Origin of the sequence: Stenotrophomonas sp. GD04024, assembly GCF_029837545.1 — a bacterium.
Taxonomy (GTDB): domain Bacteria; phylum Pseudomonadota; class Gammaproteobacteria; order Xanthomonadales; family Xanthomonadaceae; genus Stenotrophomonas; species Stenotrophomonas forensis.
Genome location: NZ_JAOEDV010000086.1, coordinates 1 through 18,033, shown reverse-complemented (window position 1 = coordinate 18,033; position 18,033 = coordinate 1). Strand labels below are relative to the sequence as shown.

Below are 18,033 nucleotides of genomic sequence, written 5' to 3'. Positions count from 1 at the left end.
CCGGTGACGAAGCTGGCCTCGGCCACCAGCCAGTACACCGCCTCGGCGATCTCCTCGACCGTGCCGATCCGTGCCAGCGGCGTGCGCGCCAGCAGCGCCTCGCGGGCGAAATCATCCTTGCCCTGTTCCGGCCACAGGATCGCGCCGGGGGCCACCGCATTGACCCGCACCTTCGGCGCCAGCTCCAGCGCCAGCGAACGGGTGGCCATCTCCAGCGCGGCCTTGGTCATGGTGTAGGCGATGTGGTCACGCATCGGATCGGTGCCGTGCAGGTCGGTCAGGTTGACGATGCAGCCCTGCTGGCGGCGCAGGTAGGGCGCGGCTGCCTGTGACAGCAGCAGTGGCGCGCGCGCGTTGACCGCATACAGCTCGTCCATCGCCTCGGCAGTGACCTGGCCGAGCGGCGTGGGGAAGAAGTTGGAGGCGTTGTTGACCAGCGCGTCCAGGCGGCCGAAGTGGGTGACGGCCTGTTCCACCAGGTCGGGCAGGGCGTCGGCGTCGCGCAGGTCGGCCTGCAGGGCCAGTACGCTGCCCGGGCGTACGTTGTCGAAATCGAACGCGGCCTGCTGCAGTTCGGCGCTGGAGGTGTTGGCGTGCAGCACCACCGACCAGCCACAGGCGTGGAACTGGCGGGCGATGGCCGCACCGATCCGGCGCGCGCTGCCGGTGATCAGGACCACGGGGTGGGTGTCGCTCATCGAGGGTCCTCCAAGGCTCGGCTATCCTGTGCACCATTGTCACCGCATTCGAAGACGCCATGCAGCCCACCTTCCCCCTGCCCGAAGCCGATGCCCTGGCCCACAGCGACCAGCTGGCCGCCGCCCTGCGCGCCGAGATCCTTGCGCAGGGCGGGGCAATGCCGTTCTCCCGCTTCATGGAGCTGTGCCTGTATACCCCGGGCTGGGGCTATTACAGCGCCGGTGCCAGCAAGTTCGGTGGCAGCGGCGACTTCACCACCGCGCCCGAGCTCGGCAGCCTGTTCGCCGGCAGCGTGGCCAATGCCCTGGCGCCGGTGTTCGCCCAGCTGGGTGCGCAGGCGCGGATGCTGGAGCTGGGTGGCGGTACCGGTGCCTTCGCCGAGGCGGTGCTGCTGCGCCTGGCGGAGCTGGACGCGCTGCCCTCGCGCTATGCCATCCTCGAACCCAGCGCCGACCTGCGCGAGCGCCAGCAGCAGCGCCTGCAGCAGAACCTGCCGGCCGAGCTGGCCGCGCGCGTGGACTGGATCGACCGCCCGTTCGAAGAGGACTGGGAGGGCGTGGTGTTCGCCAACGAGGTGATCGACGCGCTGCCGACGCCGCGCTTCCTGATCCGCGACGGCGAGGTCTATGAGGAAACCGTCGAGCTGGACGCCGAAGGCCGCTTCATCCGCGGCGCGCAGCCGGCCGACATCCTGCTCAACGGCGCGGTGCGCCACATCGAGCGCTATCTGGAGAAGCCCTTCGCCGAGGGCTACCGTTCCGAAGTGCTGCCGCAGCTGCCGTACTGGCTGCAGGCGGTGGCTGGTGGCCTGCAGCGCGGTGCGATGCTGTTCGTCGACTACGGCTACAACCGCGGCGAGTTCTACCAGCATGACCGCGACGATGGCACCGTGCGTGCGTTCTACCGCCACCACGTGCACAACGACGTGCATCGCTGGCCGGGCCTGCAGGACATCACCGCCTCGGTGGACTTCACCGCGATGGCCGAAGCGGGCCTGCACGGTGGCTTCGAACTGGCCGGCTACTGCAGCCAGGCCAGCTTCCTGCTCGGTAACGGCCTGGACCAGGTATTGCTGCTGGCCGAGGAGCGCACCGATGAAGTCGGCCGCATCCAGCTGCGCGACCAGGTGAAGAAGCTGACCCTGCCGACCGAAATGGGCGAGCGCTTCCAGGCAATCGGCCTGCAGCGTGGCGTCGATTTCGAGCCGGCCTTCGAACTGGGTGACCTGAGCTGGCGGCTGTGAGTGATGCTCGGCCGCTGATCAAGCCGCTGCGCAGGCCGCGGCTGTGGACCGTGCTGTGGGCGCTGGCGGTACTGCTGGTGATCGTGGTGTGCCTGATTCCGCCGCCGCCGATTCCGTTGCCGGAAAACAGCGACAAGGGTGAGCACTTCCTGGCCTATTTCATCCTGGCCGGCAGCGCAGTGCAGCTGTTCCGGCGCGGCCGCCCGCTGCTGTGGGTGGGCGTGGGACTGGTGCTGATGGGCATCGGCATCGAGTTCGCGCAGGGCGCGCTGACCAGCAACCGCACGGCCGATCCGATGGATGCGCTGGCCAACACGATCGGTGTGCTGGCCGGCATGGCTACCGTATTGACCCCGCTGCGCGACCTGCTGCTGCGCTGGCGGGGGTAAAGGCGTGCCAACCAAGGTTGGCACCTACCGGTAGATCCACGGCACGCGTGGAGCCGTCCCGTAGATCCACGCCATGCGTGGATGAACTGCCCGGGGTGCCGACCAAGGTCGGCACCCACCAGGACAGACCTGCCCTCATTTCCCCAGCGTCACCTCATCCAGCACCCACATCGCCGGGCGCGTATCGCCGGTGAAGTTGATGCACAGGTCGCCGTTACCCTGGGTACCCTTCGGCAGCGTTGCACGCAGGGTCACGAAGCCATCGGCATCCGGCTGGGCCGGCAACGCAACTTCGGCCAGCACCTTGCCGCTGCAGTCGCCACGGCGCACCTGCATCTCGCCATGCGCACGCCTGGCCTTCTCGAAGCGACGCTTGGGTTCGTCATGGGCCAGCTGGAAGTAGTACGGAATACGGCCCGCACGCACTTCCACGCTGCCGACGCCGTCCAGCTGCGCCTGCGGCCAACGCCAGCACGGCTGGAAGATGTCGACGTTGAACACCGCGCGGGTGCCTTCGCGCGGGCCATCGTCTTCCAGGCGCAGCACCAGGCCCTTCTTGCCCACGCAGCTGAGCAACTCATCGCTGCGGCGGCTGAGCAGCGACTGCGCGGTGAACGCGGCGACGGTCGGCTTCGCGGCCAGCATCTGGCCCTGGTAGAACGCGGCGGCCTGCACGGTGGCGGGCAGCGTCGCGGTCAGCGGCTGCTGGTACAGCGGCGACTGTGCGCTGACCGGCTGGCCATCGGTGCTGTAGCGCACCTCATAGCCCAGCGGGTTGGCCAGCGACACGGCCACGGTGTTGGCGGTGCGGTTGTCGGTGTAATCCACGCCCACTTCGAACGGCGTCTGCGCATAGGCCAGGCCCCAGGCGCGGTAGCGCTGCAGCTGCGCCGGCAGGCGCGCGAGGAAGTCGCGGAAATCGCGGTGTTCCGGCGTGCTCCAGCCGGTCTCGGCCACCGCCGCCAGTCGCGGGAACAGGTTGTGCTGCAGGCGTGCATAGCTGCGCGTGTGCTCGGTGAACATGTTGGCCTGCAGGCCCAGGATGTGCCCGCGCTTGTCGGCAGCCAGTTCGGCCGGCACCGGCTCGAAGTTGTACAGCTTGCCAAGGTTGACCTGGGCCGGACGGCCCGGCGGCTCGTTCGGCGAGGCGGTCTGCAGGTAGTCCAGGTACAGGTAACCGACCGGCGACATGATCACGTCATGGCCGGCACTGGCTGCGGCCAGGCCGCCTTCGGTGCCCTGCCACGACATAACCGTGGCCTGCGGCGGCAAGCCCCCTTCGAGGATCTCGTCCCAGCCGATCAGGCGCCGGTCGTGTTGCTCCAGGAACGTCTCCAGGCGCTTGATGACATGGCTCTGCATGGCCATCTCGTTGTTGATGCCCAGCGCACGCATGCGCTGCTGCACCTGCCTGGAGGCTTCCCACTGGTCCTTGACCGCCTCGTCGCCGCCCACGTGCACGTACTTGGCCGGGAACAGTGCGATCACTTCTTCCAGCACGTTCTCCAGGAAGGTGACCGTGCTGTCCTCCACGTTGAACAGGTTCGGGAACACGCCCCACTCGCTGATCGGCTTCAGCGGGGTGCTGATCGAGCCCAGTTCCGGGTAGGCAGCGATGGCGGCGGTGGCGTGACCGGGCACGTCGATTTCCGGAATGACCTGGATATGCAGCCTGGCTGCATAGGCGATCACGTCGCGGATCTGCTCCTGGGTGTAGAAGCCACAGTACGGATGTTGCTGGCCACTGACCGGATCGATGCCGCCGTCACCGGCTGGCAGGCGGCAGCTGCCCACCTCGGTCAGCTTCGGGTAGCGCTTGATCTCCATGCGCCAGCCCTGGTCGTCGGTCAGGTGCCAGTGGAAGGTGTTGAGCTTGTGCGCGGCCATCGCGTCGAGCACGCGCTTGATCTCGTCCAGGCTCTGGAAATGCCGCGCCGAGTCGAGCATGAAGCCGCGCCAGCTGAAACGCGGCGCGTCCTGGATCTGCACCACCGGCAGCACGCCGTTGCTGCCGCCGGTGGCGAGCTGGGCGAGGGTGGTTGCGCCATAGAACAGGCCGGTCTCGTTGCCGGCCTGGATCACCACACCCTGCGCGGTGCTGTCCAACGTGTAGCCCTCACCGCTGTCGCGGAAGGTGGGCACGATCTGGAAACGGATGCTGCCGGCCTTGCCTGCTGCCTTGCCCTTGGCCAGGGCCAGGGCCAGGCGCGGGCCACCACTGCGGGCCAGCAGGTCGGCAAACTGGGTGGCGACGCGTTGCGCGGCTTCGCCTTCGGCGTACAGCACGGTATCGGCACGGACAGTGATGCCGCTGCCCTGGCCACGCTGCACGTTGGACGGCGCGGGAATCAGCATCAGGTTGCCGGCGCGCAGCTGCGGGCCGGGTGCTTCTGCGGCGGGCGTGGGATCGGCGGCGAGTGCCGGCATCGCCGGCAGCAGGGCGAGCAGGCTGCCCAGCAGCACTGCGCTGCGCATCCGGGCGCGGGAAGGCTTGACCATCGAGACGACTCCTTGGAACGGTGCGATGAACGCTATACATGAAAAACGCCGGGCCCGGAATGACCCAGGCCCGGCGTGCGTGCACGACTCGGCGATGTTGCCGCCGCTGGATCAGTACTTGAAGCGGAAGTTGAGGTAGTACTGGCGACCGTTGCTGTAGAACGAGGTCGGGATGGCCGCGGTCTGGTAGTACTTGTAGGTCGGGTTGTTGAGGTTCAGGCCATCCAGGCTGATGCTCAGCCAGTCGGTCGCCTTGTAGCTCAGCGATGCCGACAGCGTGCCGAAGTCATCCTGGTAGTACGGGTTGGTGCCCGACAGGCTGATCAGGAACGAGGAACGGCGGGTGTAGCTGACCCGGGCGCCGAAGCGCTCGTTCTCGAAGTAGGCACCCACGTTGTAGGTGTTCTTCGAGGTGCCCAGCAGGTTGTGCGAGCCATCCGACCAGGTGTGCGAGGTCGTGCCATTGGCGTAGGTGTAGTTGGCATTGATGCCGAAGTACTCGCCGATCGGCTGCTCGTAGGCCACTTCCACGCCGGTCACCTTGCCGTCGGCATTGATCGGGGTGGAGATCTGGTAGGTCTCAAGCTGGTTGGTCAGTTCGCTGTAGAGCTGGCGCGAGACCACGTCGAAGGCGATGTAGTCCTTCAGGTCCATGTGATAGGCGCCCACCGACAGCATGCCGCGCGGCATGAAGTACCACTCCAGGTTGGCATCCAGGTTGGTCGACAGGGTCGGCTTGAGGTTCGGGTTGCCACCGCCGCCGGTCCGGTTCAGGTCCGAACCGTACGAGGAGGCACCCAGCGCCGAGTAGTCTGGCAGGGTCTGCGTCTGCGAAGCGGCGACGCGCAGCACCAGCTTGTCGTCCAGGTCGAACTTGATGTTGGCGCTGGGCAGCACACGGTTGCGCTTGTTCTGGAAGGCCAGGCGCTCCCACATGCCGAACAGGCTGCTGACATCGGCGTCGGCGGCCTTGCTGACGGCGTTGTAGGTGTCAATGTCCTGCTTGATGTTGACGTAGCGCAGGCCGACGTTGCCGCTCCACCAGTCGCCGCGGAAGTTGGCCTGCACGTAGCCGGCGAAGTTCTTTTCCTTCACCTTCCACTCGGCGCCGTAGTTATGGCGACCGGTCGGGCCATCATTGCCGGCCAGCCAGGTGGAGTTGTTGGTCACCGCGTCCTTCAGCGCACCCGGGGTGAAGTACCAGAGGTTGCGCGGGAAGGTGCCGCCGATGTCACCGGCAAAGCCACTCGGATAGTTGGCCGTGGCACCGTTCTTCAGCGCGCTCCAGATGTCACCTGGGGTTGCACCTTCCGGCGACAGCGCTTCGCGCTTGTGGTCGGCGAAACGCAGGCCGAAGTCGATCGAGCTCAGCACGCCGCCATCATTGAAGTACTGGTTGAAGTCGAGCGTGGCCCACTTCTCCTTGTCTTCAGCCGTGACCTGCTGGTTGCCCCAGGTGCCGAAGCTGGTCACGCCGTTGGGCGAGATATCGCCGCCGACATTCCAGTCGATCGGCGAGCCATTGCCGTGCGTGGCCCAGCTGGCGCCGCCACCGTTGGCCAGGGTGACCTCGGCGATGTACTGGCGCGGCGTTTCGCCGGTGCCCTTGGTGCTGCCGGCCTGGAACTTGGCGGTCAGGTTGTCGTTGATCTGCCAGTCGGCATCGAAGGTGACATAGCTCGACTTGGCCTTCGACTCGCGGTAGATCATGTCGTACACCGCGTAGTCGGTGCCCGGCACGCCCTTGTAGGTGGCGTTGGTCAGCACGCCATCCTTGATCACATAGCCCGGATCCGGCGCCTGCGACTTGGCGAAGCTGTTGCCGAACATCATGAAGTTGCGGTTGTAGTTGTTCGCCTTCAGTTCGGAACTGAAACCGTTCAGGCCCAGGGTGAGGCTGTCGCTCGGCTTGAACTGCAGCGAGACCAGGCCGCCCTTGCGCTCACGGGTCTGTTCGAACAGGGTCGAACCCAGCAGGCCCGGTACATTGACGCCGATCAGGTCGGGGTTGGTCTTGGCCACCGGATCACCGGCGCCGATCTTGAAGAAGCCGCCCGGGATTTCCTGCGCTTCACGGCGCAGCTCGCGCTTCTGGCTGAAGCCCTGCACCATCACGCCGAAGGTGCCTTCGTCGTTCTTGTAGTTGAACAGTGCCGAATACTGCGGGTCGTTCGACTTGGCCTGGTCCGAGCGCACCATGCCGATCGAGCCTTCCGCGGTGAACTGCTTGGAAAATTCCAGCGGCTTGCGGGTGATGATGTTGACGGTACCGGTGGTGCCGCCGTCCTGCAGCTTGGCCTGCGAGGACTTGTTCACTTCCACCGAACTGACCAGTTCCGACGGCAGCAGCGAGTAGCTGACGCTGCGGCCGACGTTGTTGCCCTGGCTGAGCACGAACCAGTCGGCCGAGCCGACGGTATGGCCGTTGATCAGGGTCTGGGTCAGGCTCGGGCTGGTGCCGCGCAGGCTGACACGGTCGGCTTCGTCGAAGCCGCCTTCGTCGGCGCTGGACGAGCTGATGTTGACGCCCGGCAGGCGCTGCAGGGTATCGGCGACGTTGTGCGCCGGCAGCTTGCCGACGTCTTCGGCGGTGACCACTTCCACGCGCGCATTGGCTTCGCGCTTGGTGTCCAGCGACTTTTCCATCGAACCACGGATACCGGTGACCGTCACGGTGTCCAGGTCGGTGGCGGTCTGGGCGGCCTGCTGTGCATGCGCACTGAAGGCGATGCAGCTGACGATGGCGGCCGAAAGCAGGGTCTTGCGGGTGTTCATGATGTCTCTCCTCATCACTCGATTGGATGCCGGCGGCGGTGTTCGATTACGGTTGCGAAGACATGCGCGGGGTGGCGGCGAAGTCCCGTGCGTTGGCGTGCCACGTACTGCGTGCTGCGATTGCGTTGAAGCCTGTTGCGGTGTCAGGCGGCCGACTGCTGCAGGTACCAGCTGGCAGCGCCGACCACGCCCAGCTGGCCGTGCTCGACGACCTTCACCGGGATGCGTGCCAGTGCTTCGCCCATCGGCCCCTTCTGCAGGTAGCGTTCGACGAAGGTGCTGGCGTGCAGGTATTCGCGGATCTGCGGCAGGATGCCGCCGGCCAGGTAGACGCCACCATGGGCGCCGTAGAACAGCGCCATGTCGCCGATGGTGCTGCCGAGCAGGCCGCAGAACACATCCAACGCCTGGCGTGCGTGCGCATCGGTATCGGCCATGGCGGCGGCAGTGACCGCATCCGGGCTGGCCAGCGTCGGTACCTGCCCCTGCAGCGCACATACCGCGCGGTACAGGTTCATCAGGCCCGGGCCGGAGATCGCATGCTCGATCGACACGTGCGCGCGGTCGCGCTGCATGTGGCGGACGATGGCCATTTCCAGTTCGGTGCTGGCGGCCAGGGTCGGCTGGCCGGCTTCCGTCGGCAGCACCACCGGGCCGTGTGCGGTGGGAATCCACAGCGCGGCGCCGAGGCCGGTGCCCGGGCCGACCACCAGGGTCGGGCCGCGCGCAGCGGTCTCTGGTCCGCACAGGTGCAGCACGCCGCTGGCGTCCACCTGCGCAGCGGCGTAGGCCACCGCTTCAAAGTCGTTGACGATGTAGACCCGCTGCAGGCCGACGTCGGCTTCCACCTGGCGCGCCGACAGCGGCCACGGCAGGTTGGCGGTGATCACCGTGCCGTCCTCGCGGGCATAGCCGGCGCTGGCGACCACGCAGTGCGAGGGCCGCGGGCCTTCGCCGAGGAAGTCGGACAGGATCGCGCTGAGGCCGGGATGGTCGGCATTGCGGTACTTGCGGTATTCCAGCACCTGCACCGGGTGGGCGGTATCACCACTGGCCTGGACCCGGGCCACGCGCACATGGGTGCCACCAACGTCGGCGGCCAGGAACGAGGGCGCGACTCGGGACAGGACATGGGCCGGGGCGGGGTGGCTGGCGGTCACGCGGGCTCCTGCTGCAGGTGGGGCCGGCCCCGGGATCGGGGGCGGCGATTGGGGCGGAGTCTGTAACCCCGCTGACAACGATGTCAACGAGTTCGTGACACTTTCGTTGCTGCGCCGCAACGAATGCGACATGCAGTAAACGTTTACATGGCGTGAGCATGGGTTTCACGCGGGAACCTTTGCTGCACGGGGCTCAAGGGCTGCGGCGCATTCAGCACGATGCGCCGGGATCGGCTTGCGCAGTGCAGCACGAGGTTCACGGGGTGATGCAGGGAAGTTGACAAACCGCCGTTGTCCATCGAAAGAATGTGACAACGTTGTTCCCAGCCACTCTCCGACGCCGCGTTCTGCGGCCGTCGCCGCAGGAGCCCTCCTGATGTCCGCCGTCCCCGCTGCAAGCGCGCGCCCGAACGTGGCCACCTCCATCGCCATCGTCGGCGTGCTGTTCTTCCTGATCGGCTTCTTCACCTGGCTCAACGGGCCACTGATCACCTTCGTCAAGCTCGCCTTCGAACTCAGCGAGGTCGGCGCCTTCCTGGTGCTGATGGTGTTCTACCTGTCCTACTTCTTCCTGGCCCTGCCGTCGTCGTGGATCCTGCGCCGCACCGGCATGAAGAAGGGCCTGAGCCTGAGCCTGCTGGTGATGGCCGGTGGTGCCGCGCTGTTCGGCGAATTCGCCACCCAGCGCTGGTACCCGGGCGCGCTCGGCGGCCTGTTCGTGATCGGCAGCGGCCTGGCCTTGCTGCAGACCGCGATCAACCCCTACATCTCCATCCTCGGCCCGATCGAGACCGCGGCGCGGCGCATCGCGCTGATGGGCATCTGCAACAAGATCGCCGGCATGCTGGCGCCGGTGCTGATCGGTACTGTGGTGCTGCACGGCATCGGTGACCTGTCGGCCAGCGTGGCCGTTGCCGATGAAGCGACCAAGGCGCAGCTGCTCAACGATTTCGCTGCCAAGATCCACGCGCCGTACCTGGCCATGGCCGGTCTGCTGGTGCTGCTGGCGGTGGCCGTGCTGTTCTCGCCGCTGCCGGAAATCAAGTCCGCCGAAGCCAACGCTACCCCCACCACCGCCGGTGCCGCCGAGCGCCGCAGCATCTTCCAGTTCCCGCACCTGTGGCTGGGCGTGCTGTGCCTGTTCGTGTACGTGGGCGTGGAGGTGATGGCCGGCGATGCGATCGGTACCTATGGCCACGGCTTCGACCTGCCGCTGGACCAGACCAAGATGTTCACCTCGCTGACCCTGTTTGCCATGCTCATCGGCTACGTGGTCGGCCTGCTGCTGATCCCGAAGGTGGTCTCGCAGTCACGCTACCTGACCATTTCCGCCGTGCTGGGCGTGGTGTTCTGCCTCGGCGCCTGGGTCACCCACGGCTACGTCTCGGTGGGCTTCGTGGCCGCACTGGGCTTTGCCAACGCGATGATGTGGCCGGCGATCTTCCCGCTGGCGATCCGTGGCCTGGGCCGCTTCACCGAAACCGGTTCGGCGCTGCTGGTGATGGGCATCGCCGGCGGCGCGATCATTCCCCAGCTGTTCGCCGTGCTCAAGCAGCACATCGACTTCCAGCTGGTGTTCGTGCTGCTGATGGTGCCGTGCTACCTGTACATCCTGTTCTACTCGGTGATCGGCCATCGCGCCGGCCTGCCGCAGGACAAGGCCTGATCGGCGATGATGGACGGCAGCCAACCCCAGGGAAAACCCATGCGCAGAGCGACCATCAAGGACGTTGCGGAGAAGGCCAAGGTCTCGCTGAAGACGGTCTCGCGGGTGATCAACAACGAGCCCTCGGTGATGCAGGCCACCCGTGCACGGGTGCTGCGTGCCATCGCCGAGCTCGACTACGAGCCCGACCCGTCCGCGCGCAACCTGCGCAGCGGCACCACCTTCGTGATCGGGCTGGTCTACGACAACCCGAACCCGTACCACATCATCGGCGTGCAGAACGGCGTGCTCGCTGCCTGCCGCGAGACCGGGTTTGGCCTGCAGATCCATCCCTGCGATTCCAGCTCGCCGCTGCTGGCCGATGAGCTGGCCGACTGGGTGCAGCGTTCGCGCCTGGCCGGGCTGGTGCTGACCGCACCGATGTCCGAGCGCCGCGACCTGATCCAGGCGCTGACCGCGCGCGGCATCAAGCTGGTGCGCATCATCGCCGCCACCGAAGACCCGGCCGACGGCGCCTGCGTGTTCGTCGACGACCGCGAGGCCGCCTACGAAATCACCGAGCACCTGATCCAGCTGGGCCACCAGCGCATCGGCTTCCTCTGGGGTGGTATCTCGCACCGCTCCTCGGGCGAGCGTTATGCCGGTTACGAGGCTGCGCTGAAGGACTACGGCATGACCGTGGACAAGCACCTGGTGGTGCAGGGTGATTACACCTTCGACGACGGTTTCCGCGGCGCGCGCCGCCTGCTGGCGCTGCGCGAGCCGCCCACCGCCATCTTCGGCTCCAACGATGAAATCGCCGCCGGCGTGCTGGCGGCCGCCAAGTCGGCCGGCATGAACGTGCCCTATGACCTGTCCATCGCCGGTTTCGAGGACAGCCCGTTCTCGCGCCAGTCGTGGCCGCCACTGACCACCGCCAAGCAGGCCACCGAAGACATCGCCCGCCACGCTGCGCGCCTGCTGATCGCGCAGCTGCGCAGCGACGCCTACGACGATGCGCCGGCGCCGCTGCACAACCAGGGCTTCGTGCCACAACTGGTGGTGCGCGGTTCGACCGCACCGATGCGCCCGGCCGGCGCACGCCCCCTTCCTTCCGATCCTGCCTGAGCCTGCCATGTCGCTGTCAGACCCCACTTCCACCCTGATGTTCGCCGAGGCCGCTGAAGCAGCCGACGTGGTCGCCCGTCAGTTCTCGCGCAACCACGCCACCATGGAAACCCTGGCCGCCAGCCTGCGCGCGGCGCCGCCGCCGTTCGTGGTCACCTGCGCGCGTGGCAGCTCCGACCATGCCGCCACCTACGGCAAATATCTGCTGGAGACCCAGCTGGGCCTGGTGGTTGCCTCGGCGTCGCCGTCGGTGGGCTCGGTGTATGCCGCACCGCTGCAACTGCGTGGCGCGTTGTTCATCGTCATCTCGCAGTCGGGCAAGAGCCCGGACCTGCTGCGCAACGCGGAAGCCGCCAAGGCGGCCGGTGCGCGCGTGATCGCGCTGGTCAACGTCGAGGATTCACCGCTGGCGCAGCTGGCCGACACGGTCATTCCGCTGCATGCCGGTGCCGAGAAGAGCGTGGCGGCCACCAAGAGCTACCTGGCTTCGCTGGCTGCGCTGCTGCAGCTGGCCGCGTACTGGAAGCAGGACAGCAACCTGCGTGCCGCACTGGACCTGTTGCCCGATGCGATGCGTGCGGCCTGGCAGTGCGACTGGAGCGCGGTGACCGACGGCCTGGTCGAAGCCACCAACCTGTTTGTGCTCGGCCGTGGCCTGGGCCTGGGCGCGGCGCAGGAAGCCGCGCTGAAGTTCAAGGAAACCTGCAGCCTGCATGCCGAGGCCTACAGTTCGGCCGAGGTCAAGCACGGCCCGATGGCGCTGGTCGATCGTGGCTTCCCGGTGCTCGCCTTCGCGCAGCCGGACGAGACCGGTGCCGGTACCCGTGCAGTGGTCGATGAATTCACTGCGCGCGGTGCACAGGTATGGCTGGCCGGTGCTGGCGGCAATCTGCCGGTCGCGGCCGCGCCGCATCCGTTGTGCGCGCCGCTGCTGACCGTGCAGAGCTTCTACCGCGCGATCAACGCGCTGGCGCTGCGCCGTGGCTTCAACCCGGATCTGCCGCCGCACCTGAACAAGGTTACGGAGACGGTCTGATGGCCACGGTGCTGCGCAACGCCCGCATCCTTGCAGGCGATGAATTCCGCGACGATCTGGCGGTGGTGATCGAGGACGGCCGCATCAGTGCGCTGCTGCCCGATGCCGCACCGCAGATCGGCCAGGCCGCCGAGCAGGTGGACCTGGGCGGAGGCTGGTTGCTGCCCGGCTTCATCGACGTGCAGGTCAACGGCGGCGGCGGTGCGCTGTTCAACAACACGCCGGACGTCGCGTCGCTGCGCACCATCGCGCAGGCGCACCGCCGTTTCGGCACCACCGCGATGCTGCCGACGCTGATCAGCGACGACGTGGAGGTGATGCGTGAAGCCATCGGTGCGATGCGCGAAGCGATCGCACAGGGCGTGCCGGGCGTGATTGGCATCCATCTGGAAGGCCCCTACATCGCACCTGCGCGCAAGGGCACCCACGATGCCAGCAAGTTCCGCGTGCCGGACGAGGATGAGATCGCGCTGGCCGCGTCGCTCGACAACGGCGTGACCCTGCTGACGCTGGCGCCGGAACGCGTGCCGCTGGAGACCATCCGTGCGCTGGTCGAGCGAGGCGTGATCGTCGCCGCTGGGCATACCGCAGGCACCTACGAAGAGATCCGTGCGGGCCTGGATGCCGGCGTGCGTGGCTTCACCCATCTGTACAACGCGATGTCGCCATTGCAGGGCCGCGAACCCGGCGCAGTGGGCGCCGCGCTGGAAGACCGCGACAGCTGGATCGGCATCATCGTCGACGGTGTGCATGTGCATCCGGCCAGCCTGCGCGTGGCCCTGGCGGCCAAGCCGCGTGGCCGCCTGCTGCTGGTGACCGATGCAATGCCGCCGGTCGGTGCCGATGACCCGAGCTACGTGCTGTACGGCGAAACCATCACGGCCATCGACGGCGTGGTGCGCAATGCCGCCGGTGCACTGGCAGGTTCGGCGCTGGACATGGCCACCGCCGTGCGCAACACCGTGCAGCTGCTGGGCCAGCCGCTGGCCGAAGCCGCACGCATGGCCTCGACCTATCCGGCGCAGTTCCTCAATGTCGATGACCGCCTCGGCCACATCGCAGAGGGCTACCAGGCCGACCTGGTGCTGCTGGATGACGCTCTGCAGGTGCGCGGCACCTGGATCGCCGGACAGTACGAGGCCGCCTGATGAACGCTACGCCGCCACGCCGGCTGGGCTCGATCGATGCCCTGCGCGGCATCACCGTGGCGGCGATGCTGCTGGTCAACAATCCGGGTGACTGGAGCGCGGTGTTCGCACCACTGCGTCATTCGGAATGGCACGGCTGCACGCCCACCGATCTGGTGTTCCCGTTCTTCCTGTTCCTGGTCGGTGTGTCGATGGCCTTCAGCGTGGCACCGCGCGCGCTGGACGCGTCGGTCCGCCCTGCGTTGGCGCGTGGCGTGCTGGAGCGCGCGCTGCGCATCCTGCTGGCCGGTGCGCTGTTGCATCTGTTGATCTGGTGGGCGCTGCAGACGCATCACTTCCGCATCTGGGGCGTGCTGCAGCGGATCGCGGTATGTGCGGCGCTGGTGGGCGTGCTGGCGGTGTATGCGCGTCCGCGCGTGCAGGCGGCCGTGCTGATCACGCTGCTGGTGGGGTACACCGTGCTGCTGCTGGGCATCGGCGATCTGGCGCCGTGGACCAATCCGGCCAGCCGCCTGGATACCACGCTGTTCGCCCCGTGGATCTACCAGTGGCACGCCGATACCGGGCTTGGCCATGACCCGGAAGGATTGCTGAGTACCCTGGGCGCCCTGGCCAGCACCGTGCTCGGCTTGTTGGCCGGCGGCCTGCTGCGCAACGGGCGTTCGGCGGCCCTGGCCGGGCTGGGCGTGGCAACCGCTGTGCTTGGGTTGCTGCTGGCCACCGTGCTGCCGTTGAACAAACAGCTGTGGACGCCCAGCTATGTGCTGTGGACCGGTGGCCTTGCCGCGCTGGCGCTGTGGCTGGGCCACGTGCTGATCGACCGCAAGGGTTGGCCGGCGCTGGGGCGGCGCTTCGGGGTCAATGCGATCACTGCCTATCTGGGTGCGTCGGTCATGTCGGTGGTGCTGATGGCCACCGGCGCCTGGGGCTGGATCTGGCAGCAGCTGGCCGATGCGATGCCACAGGCGCTGGAACTGGCGTCGATGCTGCAGGCGGTGGCGTTCGTCGCGCTGTGGTGGGGCGTGGCCTGGTGGTTGGACCGGCGGAAGATCTACCTGAAGATCTGACCCGCCTCATCCACGCATGGCGTGGATCGTCCGGGATGCGCGTGCTGGTTCAGTAGATCCACGCCCTGCGTGGATGCTCTTCTCGCTACTGGTGGCCTCCAGAAAAATGAATGGTTTCAGCCACGTAGAGGCCAGGTGAGAATCGCCCGAGTTCGCAATTGAAGTGTGATCACTGGCACGTAAATTCACCTGTCGAAACCATTCACGACAAGGCAGACTGCGCTCACAGTACCGCATATCCGCAGTTCCTGATCCCCTGTCCAGGAGTGCTGTATGTCCCGTGCCGTCCCGCGCGCGTTTCGTCCGCGCCGCCTCACCGTTTCCGTGCTGCAGGCCCTGGCCGTTCCCTCCGTCATGCTGATGTCCGCCAGCGTCGCCTGGGCCGGCTGTGACGCCATCGCGCCCGTTGCCGGCCAGACGGTCACCTGCAGCGCCAGCGCGCCCAACCCGCAGACCGTTCCCATCGCTGCCAGCGGCGCGGCCGGCATCACTGTCAACGTTGCCAGCAGCGCCCAGCTGCAGCAGAGCGGTGGCGGTTCCGCCATTGCGCTGGTCGGCGCAGGGGGCCATCTGCTGTCCAGCCAGGGCGCGATCAGTTCGGTCAGCGGCGTGGCGGTGCAGCTCGGCGGCGGCAGCCGCGTCGAGAACCTTGGCAGCATCAGCACGGGCAGCAACATCGCCCTGCAGTTCGTCGGCAATGGTGACAGCGTGCTGGTCAACCGCGGAACGATCAGTGGCGGAACCGGCGTGCAGTTCGGTGCCGGCAATGATCGCCTGGAGATGCAGGCCGGCAGCATCACCGGCGGTGTCCTGCAGGGCGATGGCAACGATGTGCTGCTGCTCAACGACGGCACCCTCGACCGTGTCGACCAGGGCAGCGGCGATGACCAGATGACGGTGACCGACGGCACCATCACCGGCGTGGTCGCGCAGGGCAGTGGCCGCGACGATTTCGTCATGACCGGCGGCACCGTCGGCGCCCTGCAGCAGGGCGACAACATCGACACCTTCCGCATGAGTGGTGGCCGCATCATCGGTGCCTTCGAAGATGGCGACCGGGCCTGGATGACCGGTGGCCGCATCGGCCGGGTCAACATGAAGCTCGACAAGAACCTGTGGGACATGTCCGGCGGTACCGTTGACGGCAACGTGGTGACCGGCTTCGACACCGACACCATCATCATTTCGGGCACGGCCTACATCGGCGGCAACATCAGCGTCAGCGGCGGTGCCGACAGCGTGACCATCACTGATGGCACCGTGCGCGGCCAGGTGCTGCTCAGCACCGGCAATGACACCTTCAACTGGACCGATGGCGGCATCGTCTACGGCGCGATCGACATGGGCCCGGATGACGACGTTGCGAACCTGGCCAACCTCACCCAGACCCACGTCGGTGCAGTCCCCCTGTTCGATGGCGGCAGCGGCACCGACCAGCTCAACCTCACCAACGTCAAGACCACCGGCGTCGGGCGCTTCCAGAACTGGGAAACGATCAGCCTGGCCAGCAGCACCGAACTGACCTTCGACGGCAATCTGGTTCTGGGCGATGCCGGCACCGGCACCGGTACGCTCACCGTCGACGACACCAGCACATTGTTCGCTGGCGGCGGCAACCATGCCATCCGTCCGTTCATGGCATCGGGCCTGGTCAACATGGTCAATGCCGGGCGCATCGACCTGACCGCCAGCGGCAGCGCCGGTGATGCCTTCACCGTGCGCGGCAATTACCGCGGCGACGGTGGCGGTCTGTACCTGAAGACGGTGCTGGGGGCCGATGATTCGGCCAGTGACAAGCTGGTGTTCGACGGCGGCACGGCCACCGGCAGCACCGGCATCGGCATCCTCAACGTGGGCGGCGGTGGTGCGGCGACACGTACCGACGGCATCCTGGTGGTGCAGGCATTGAATGGCGCCACCACCGCGCCGGGCGCATTCTCGCTGTTTGCGCCCGTGGCGGCCGGTGCCTATGAGTACTTCCTGTTCAAGGGCGGGGTCAGCGCGGGCACCGGCGAGAACTGGTACCTGCGCTCGACGCTGGTGCAGGGACCAACCCCGGCGCCCAATGGCGGCGGTACCGTCACGCCGCCACCGCCGACACCGCCGGTGGCCCCGCCGCCGCCGATCACGCCGGCGCCACCCCCGCCGCCCGAAGGCGCCACCGATCCGGACCTGACCGCCGGTGAGACCGCCCCACCGCCACCGCCGCCGGAGCCACCGCCGGCGCCGCCGCCGACCGATCCGGAAGTGCCCGAGGTGCCGGTGGCCGGTGGCAGCCTGCCTGGTACCGGCGCACCGCCGACGCCGGATGCGCGCCCGGCAGAGGGCGCCGTGGTGCCGCTGTACCGCATGGAGACCGCCACCTACGCCGTGGTGCCGCCCCTGCTGCGCGAGGCCTCTCTGGCCAGCCTCGGCACGTTCCACGAGCGGCAGGGCGAGCAGCGCCTGCTGTACAACCAGGGCGCGCTGCGCACCGCCTGGGGCCGGCTGGTCGGGCAGAGCAGCGAGATTCACTGGAAGGGCGATGCGCAGCCTGGGTTCGACGGCGATGTGATGGGCCTGCAGGCCGGCCTTGATGTGTGGGCTGCGGCCAACGACAACCATCGCAACCAGATCGGCGTGTTTGTCGGCCGCACCCGCGCACAGGGCAAGACCACCGGCCTGGCGCTGGGCTGGGAGAACGTGCAGGTGGGACAGAACCGCCTGGATGACAAACACGTGGGCCTGTACTGGACACTCACCGGCAGCACCGGTGGCTACATCGATGCGGTGGCGATGCAGAGCCGTTACGACGGGCGCGTGCGTTCCTCGCGCGGGCTGGGCTTCGGCATCAAGGGCGATGGCACCAGCGTGTCGGTGGAGGCCGGCAAGCCGCTGCTGCAGTTCGGCCAGTCGGCCTGGTGGCTGGAGCCGCAGGTACAGGTGATCTGGCAGCGCACCGCGCTGGATGACCGTCGCGATGCGGTATCGAGCGTGCGCTTCGACAACGACAACGCCTGGACCGGCCGCATCGGCCTGCGCCTGACCGGTGACTACCAGTTGGCCGACAACGGCTGGCAGCCGTACTTCAAGCTCAACTACTGGCACGGCGGCTCCGGCGAGGATCGCATCCGCTTCGACGGCGACGTGATCGTCAACTCGCAGCGCTCGCGTGCGCTGGAAGCCGGCGTGGGTGTGGTCGGGCGCTTCAACCGCACCATCAGCGCCTACGCGGTGGCCGATTACACCCGCGAACTGGGCGGCG

At 67.4% G+C, this 18,033-nt stretch carries 12 protein-coding genes; 8 read left to right on the top strand and 4 right to left on the bottom strand.

Annotation, left to right across the window (positions count from 1 at the left end; translation table 11 throughout):
• Positions 1-698: pteridine reductase (locus tag N7590_RS19050; RefSeq protein WP_279935797.1), on the bottom strand; the 698-nt coding region annotated here is incomplete at its 3' end.
• 59 nt (positions 699-757) lie between these two features.
• Between N7590_RS19050 and N7590_RS19045 the strand changes: the two genes are divergently transcribed.
• Together N7590_RS19045 and N7590_RS19040 are read left to right on the top strand one after the other, a co-directional pair.
• Entirely contained in the window at positions 758-1,942 is a 1,185-nt protein-coding gene (locus N7590_RS19045; RefSeq protein ID WP_053510673.1) for an SAM-dependent methyltransferase, read from the top strand.
• Positions 1,939-2,331 carry a VanZ family protein gene (locus N7590_RS19040; RefSeq protein WP_049458854.1) on the top strand — a complete coding sequence of 131 codons (393 nt, stop codon included), beginning with the start codon at positions 1,939-1,941 and terminating at the stop codon, positions 2,329-2,331. The genes N7590_RS19045 and N7590_RS19040 overlap by 4 nt, the downstream gene beginning before the upstream one ends.
• 135 nt (positions 2,332-2,466) lie before the next feature.
• Here N7590_RS19040 and N7590_RS19035 read toward each other — a convergent pair whose 3' ends face one another.
• From N7590_RS19035 to N7590_RS19025, 3 genes are all read right to left on the bottom strand, one after another.
• Entirely contained in the window at positions 2,467-4,830 is a 2,364-nt protein-coding gene (locus N7590_RS19035) for a family 20 glycosylhydrolase (RefSeq protein WP_164241902.1), read from the bottom strand.
• Positions 4,831-4,941: 111 nt separating this feature from the next.
• Positions 4,942-7,605 carry a TonB-dependent receptor gene (locus N7590_RS19030; protein WP_053510670.1) on the bottom strand — a complete coding sequence of 888 codons (2,664 nt, stop codon included), beginning with the start codon at positions 7,603-7,605 and terminating at the stop codon, positions 4,942-4,944.
• A 143-nt stretch (positions 7,606-7,748) separates the two neighbouring features.
• A complete protein-coding gene (locus tag N7590_RS19025) occupies positions 7,749-8,765 on the bottom strand; it encodes a glucokinase family protein (RefSeq protein WP_279935795.1) in 1,017 nt (338 codons plus the stop codon).
• A gap of 376 nt (positions 8,766-9,141) precedes the next feature.
• On the opposite strand from N7590_RS19025, the gene N7590_RS19020 reads away from it, so the two are divergent.
• The 6 genes from N7590_RS19020 to N7590_RS18995 form a co-directional block, all read left to right on the top strand.
• Positions 9,142-10,431, top strand: coding sequence for a sugar MFS transporter (locus N7590_RS19020; protein ID WP_053450811.1), 1,290 nt, complete (start codon positions 9,142-9,144; stop codon positions 10,429-10,431).
• A 39-nt stretch (positions 10,432-10,470) separates the two neighbouring features.
• Positions 10,471-11,538, top strand: coding sequence for a LacI family DNA-binding transcriptional regulator (locus N7590_RS19015; RefSeq protein ID WP_006391719.1), 1,068 nt, complete (start codon positions 10,471-10,473; stop codon positions 11,536-11,538).
• Between the two features lie 7 nt (positions 11,539-11,545).
• Complete coding sequence (locus N7590_RS19010) at positions 11,546-12,574, top strand: SIS domain-containing protein (RefSeq protein ID WP_053450810.1); 1,029 nt, start codon at positions 11,546-11,548, stop codon at positions 12,572-12,574.
• Entirely contained in the window at positions 12,574-13,722 is a 1,149-nt protein-coding gene (gene nagA, locus N7590_RS19005; protein WP_164241900.1) for an N-acetylglucosamine-6-phosphate deacetylase, read from the top strand. The genes N7590_RS19010 and nagA overlap by 1 nt, the downstream gene beginning before the upstream one ends.
• Positions 13,722-14,789 carry a heparan-alpha-glucosaminide N-acetyltransferase domain-containing protein gene (locus tag N7590_RS19000; protein ID WP_164241899.1) on the top strand — a complete coding sequence of 356 codons (1,068 nt, stop codon included), beginning with the start codon at positions 13,722-13,724 and terminating at the stop codon, positions 14,787-14,789. Before nagA ends, N7590_RS19000 begins: the two co-directional genes overlap by 1 nt.
• 273 nt (positions 14,790-15,062) lie before the next feature.
• Positions 15,063-18,033: autotransporter domain-containing protein (locus N7590_RS18995; RefSeq protein WP_279935794.1), on the top strand; the 2,971-nt coding region annotated here is incomplete at its 3' end.

What these genes read in the sequence shown, in the direction of transcription:
- N7590_RS19010 (WP_053450810.1), top strand. Translation starts at nt 11,546, where the DNA reads ATGTCGCTGTCAGACCCCACTTCCACCCTGATGTTCGCCGAGGCCGCT.
- N7590_RS19035 (WP_164241902.1), bottom strand. Translation starts at nt 4,830, where the DNA reads ATGGTCAAGCCTTCCCGCGCCCGGATGCGCAGCGCAGTGCTGCTGGGC.
- N7590_RS19030 (WP_053510670.1), bottom strand. Translation starts at nt 7,605, where the DNA reads ATGAACACCCGCAAGACCCTGCTTTCGGCCGCCATCGTCAGCTGCATC.
- N7590_RS19020 (WP_053450811.1), top strand. Translation starts at nt 9,142, where the DNA reads ATGTCCGCCGTCCCCGCTGCAAGCGCGCGCCCGAACGTGGCCACCTCC.
- nagA (WP_164241900.1), top strand. Translation starts at nt 12,574, where the DNA reads ATGGCCACGGTGCTGCGCAACGCCCGCATCCTTGCAGGCGATGAATTC.
- N7590_RS19045 (WP_053510673.1), top strand. Translation starts at nt 758, where the DNA reads ATGCAGCCCACCTTCCCCCTGCCCGAAGCCGATGCCCTGGCCCACAGC.
- N7590_RS19015 (WP_006391719.1), top strand. Translation starts at nt 10,471, where the DNA reads ATGCGCAGAGCGACCATCAAGGACGTTGCGGAGAAGGCCAAGGTCTCG.
- N7590_RS19000 (WP_164241899.1), top strand. Translation starts at nt 13,722, where the DNA reads ATGAACGCTACGCCGCCACGCCGGCTGGGCTCGATCGATGCCCTGCGC.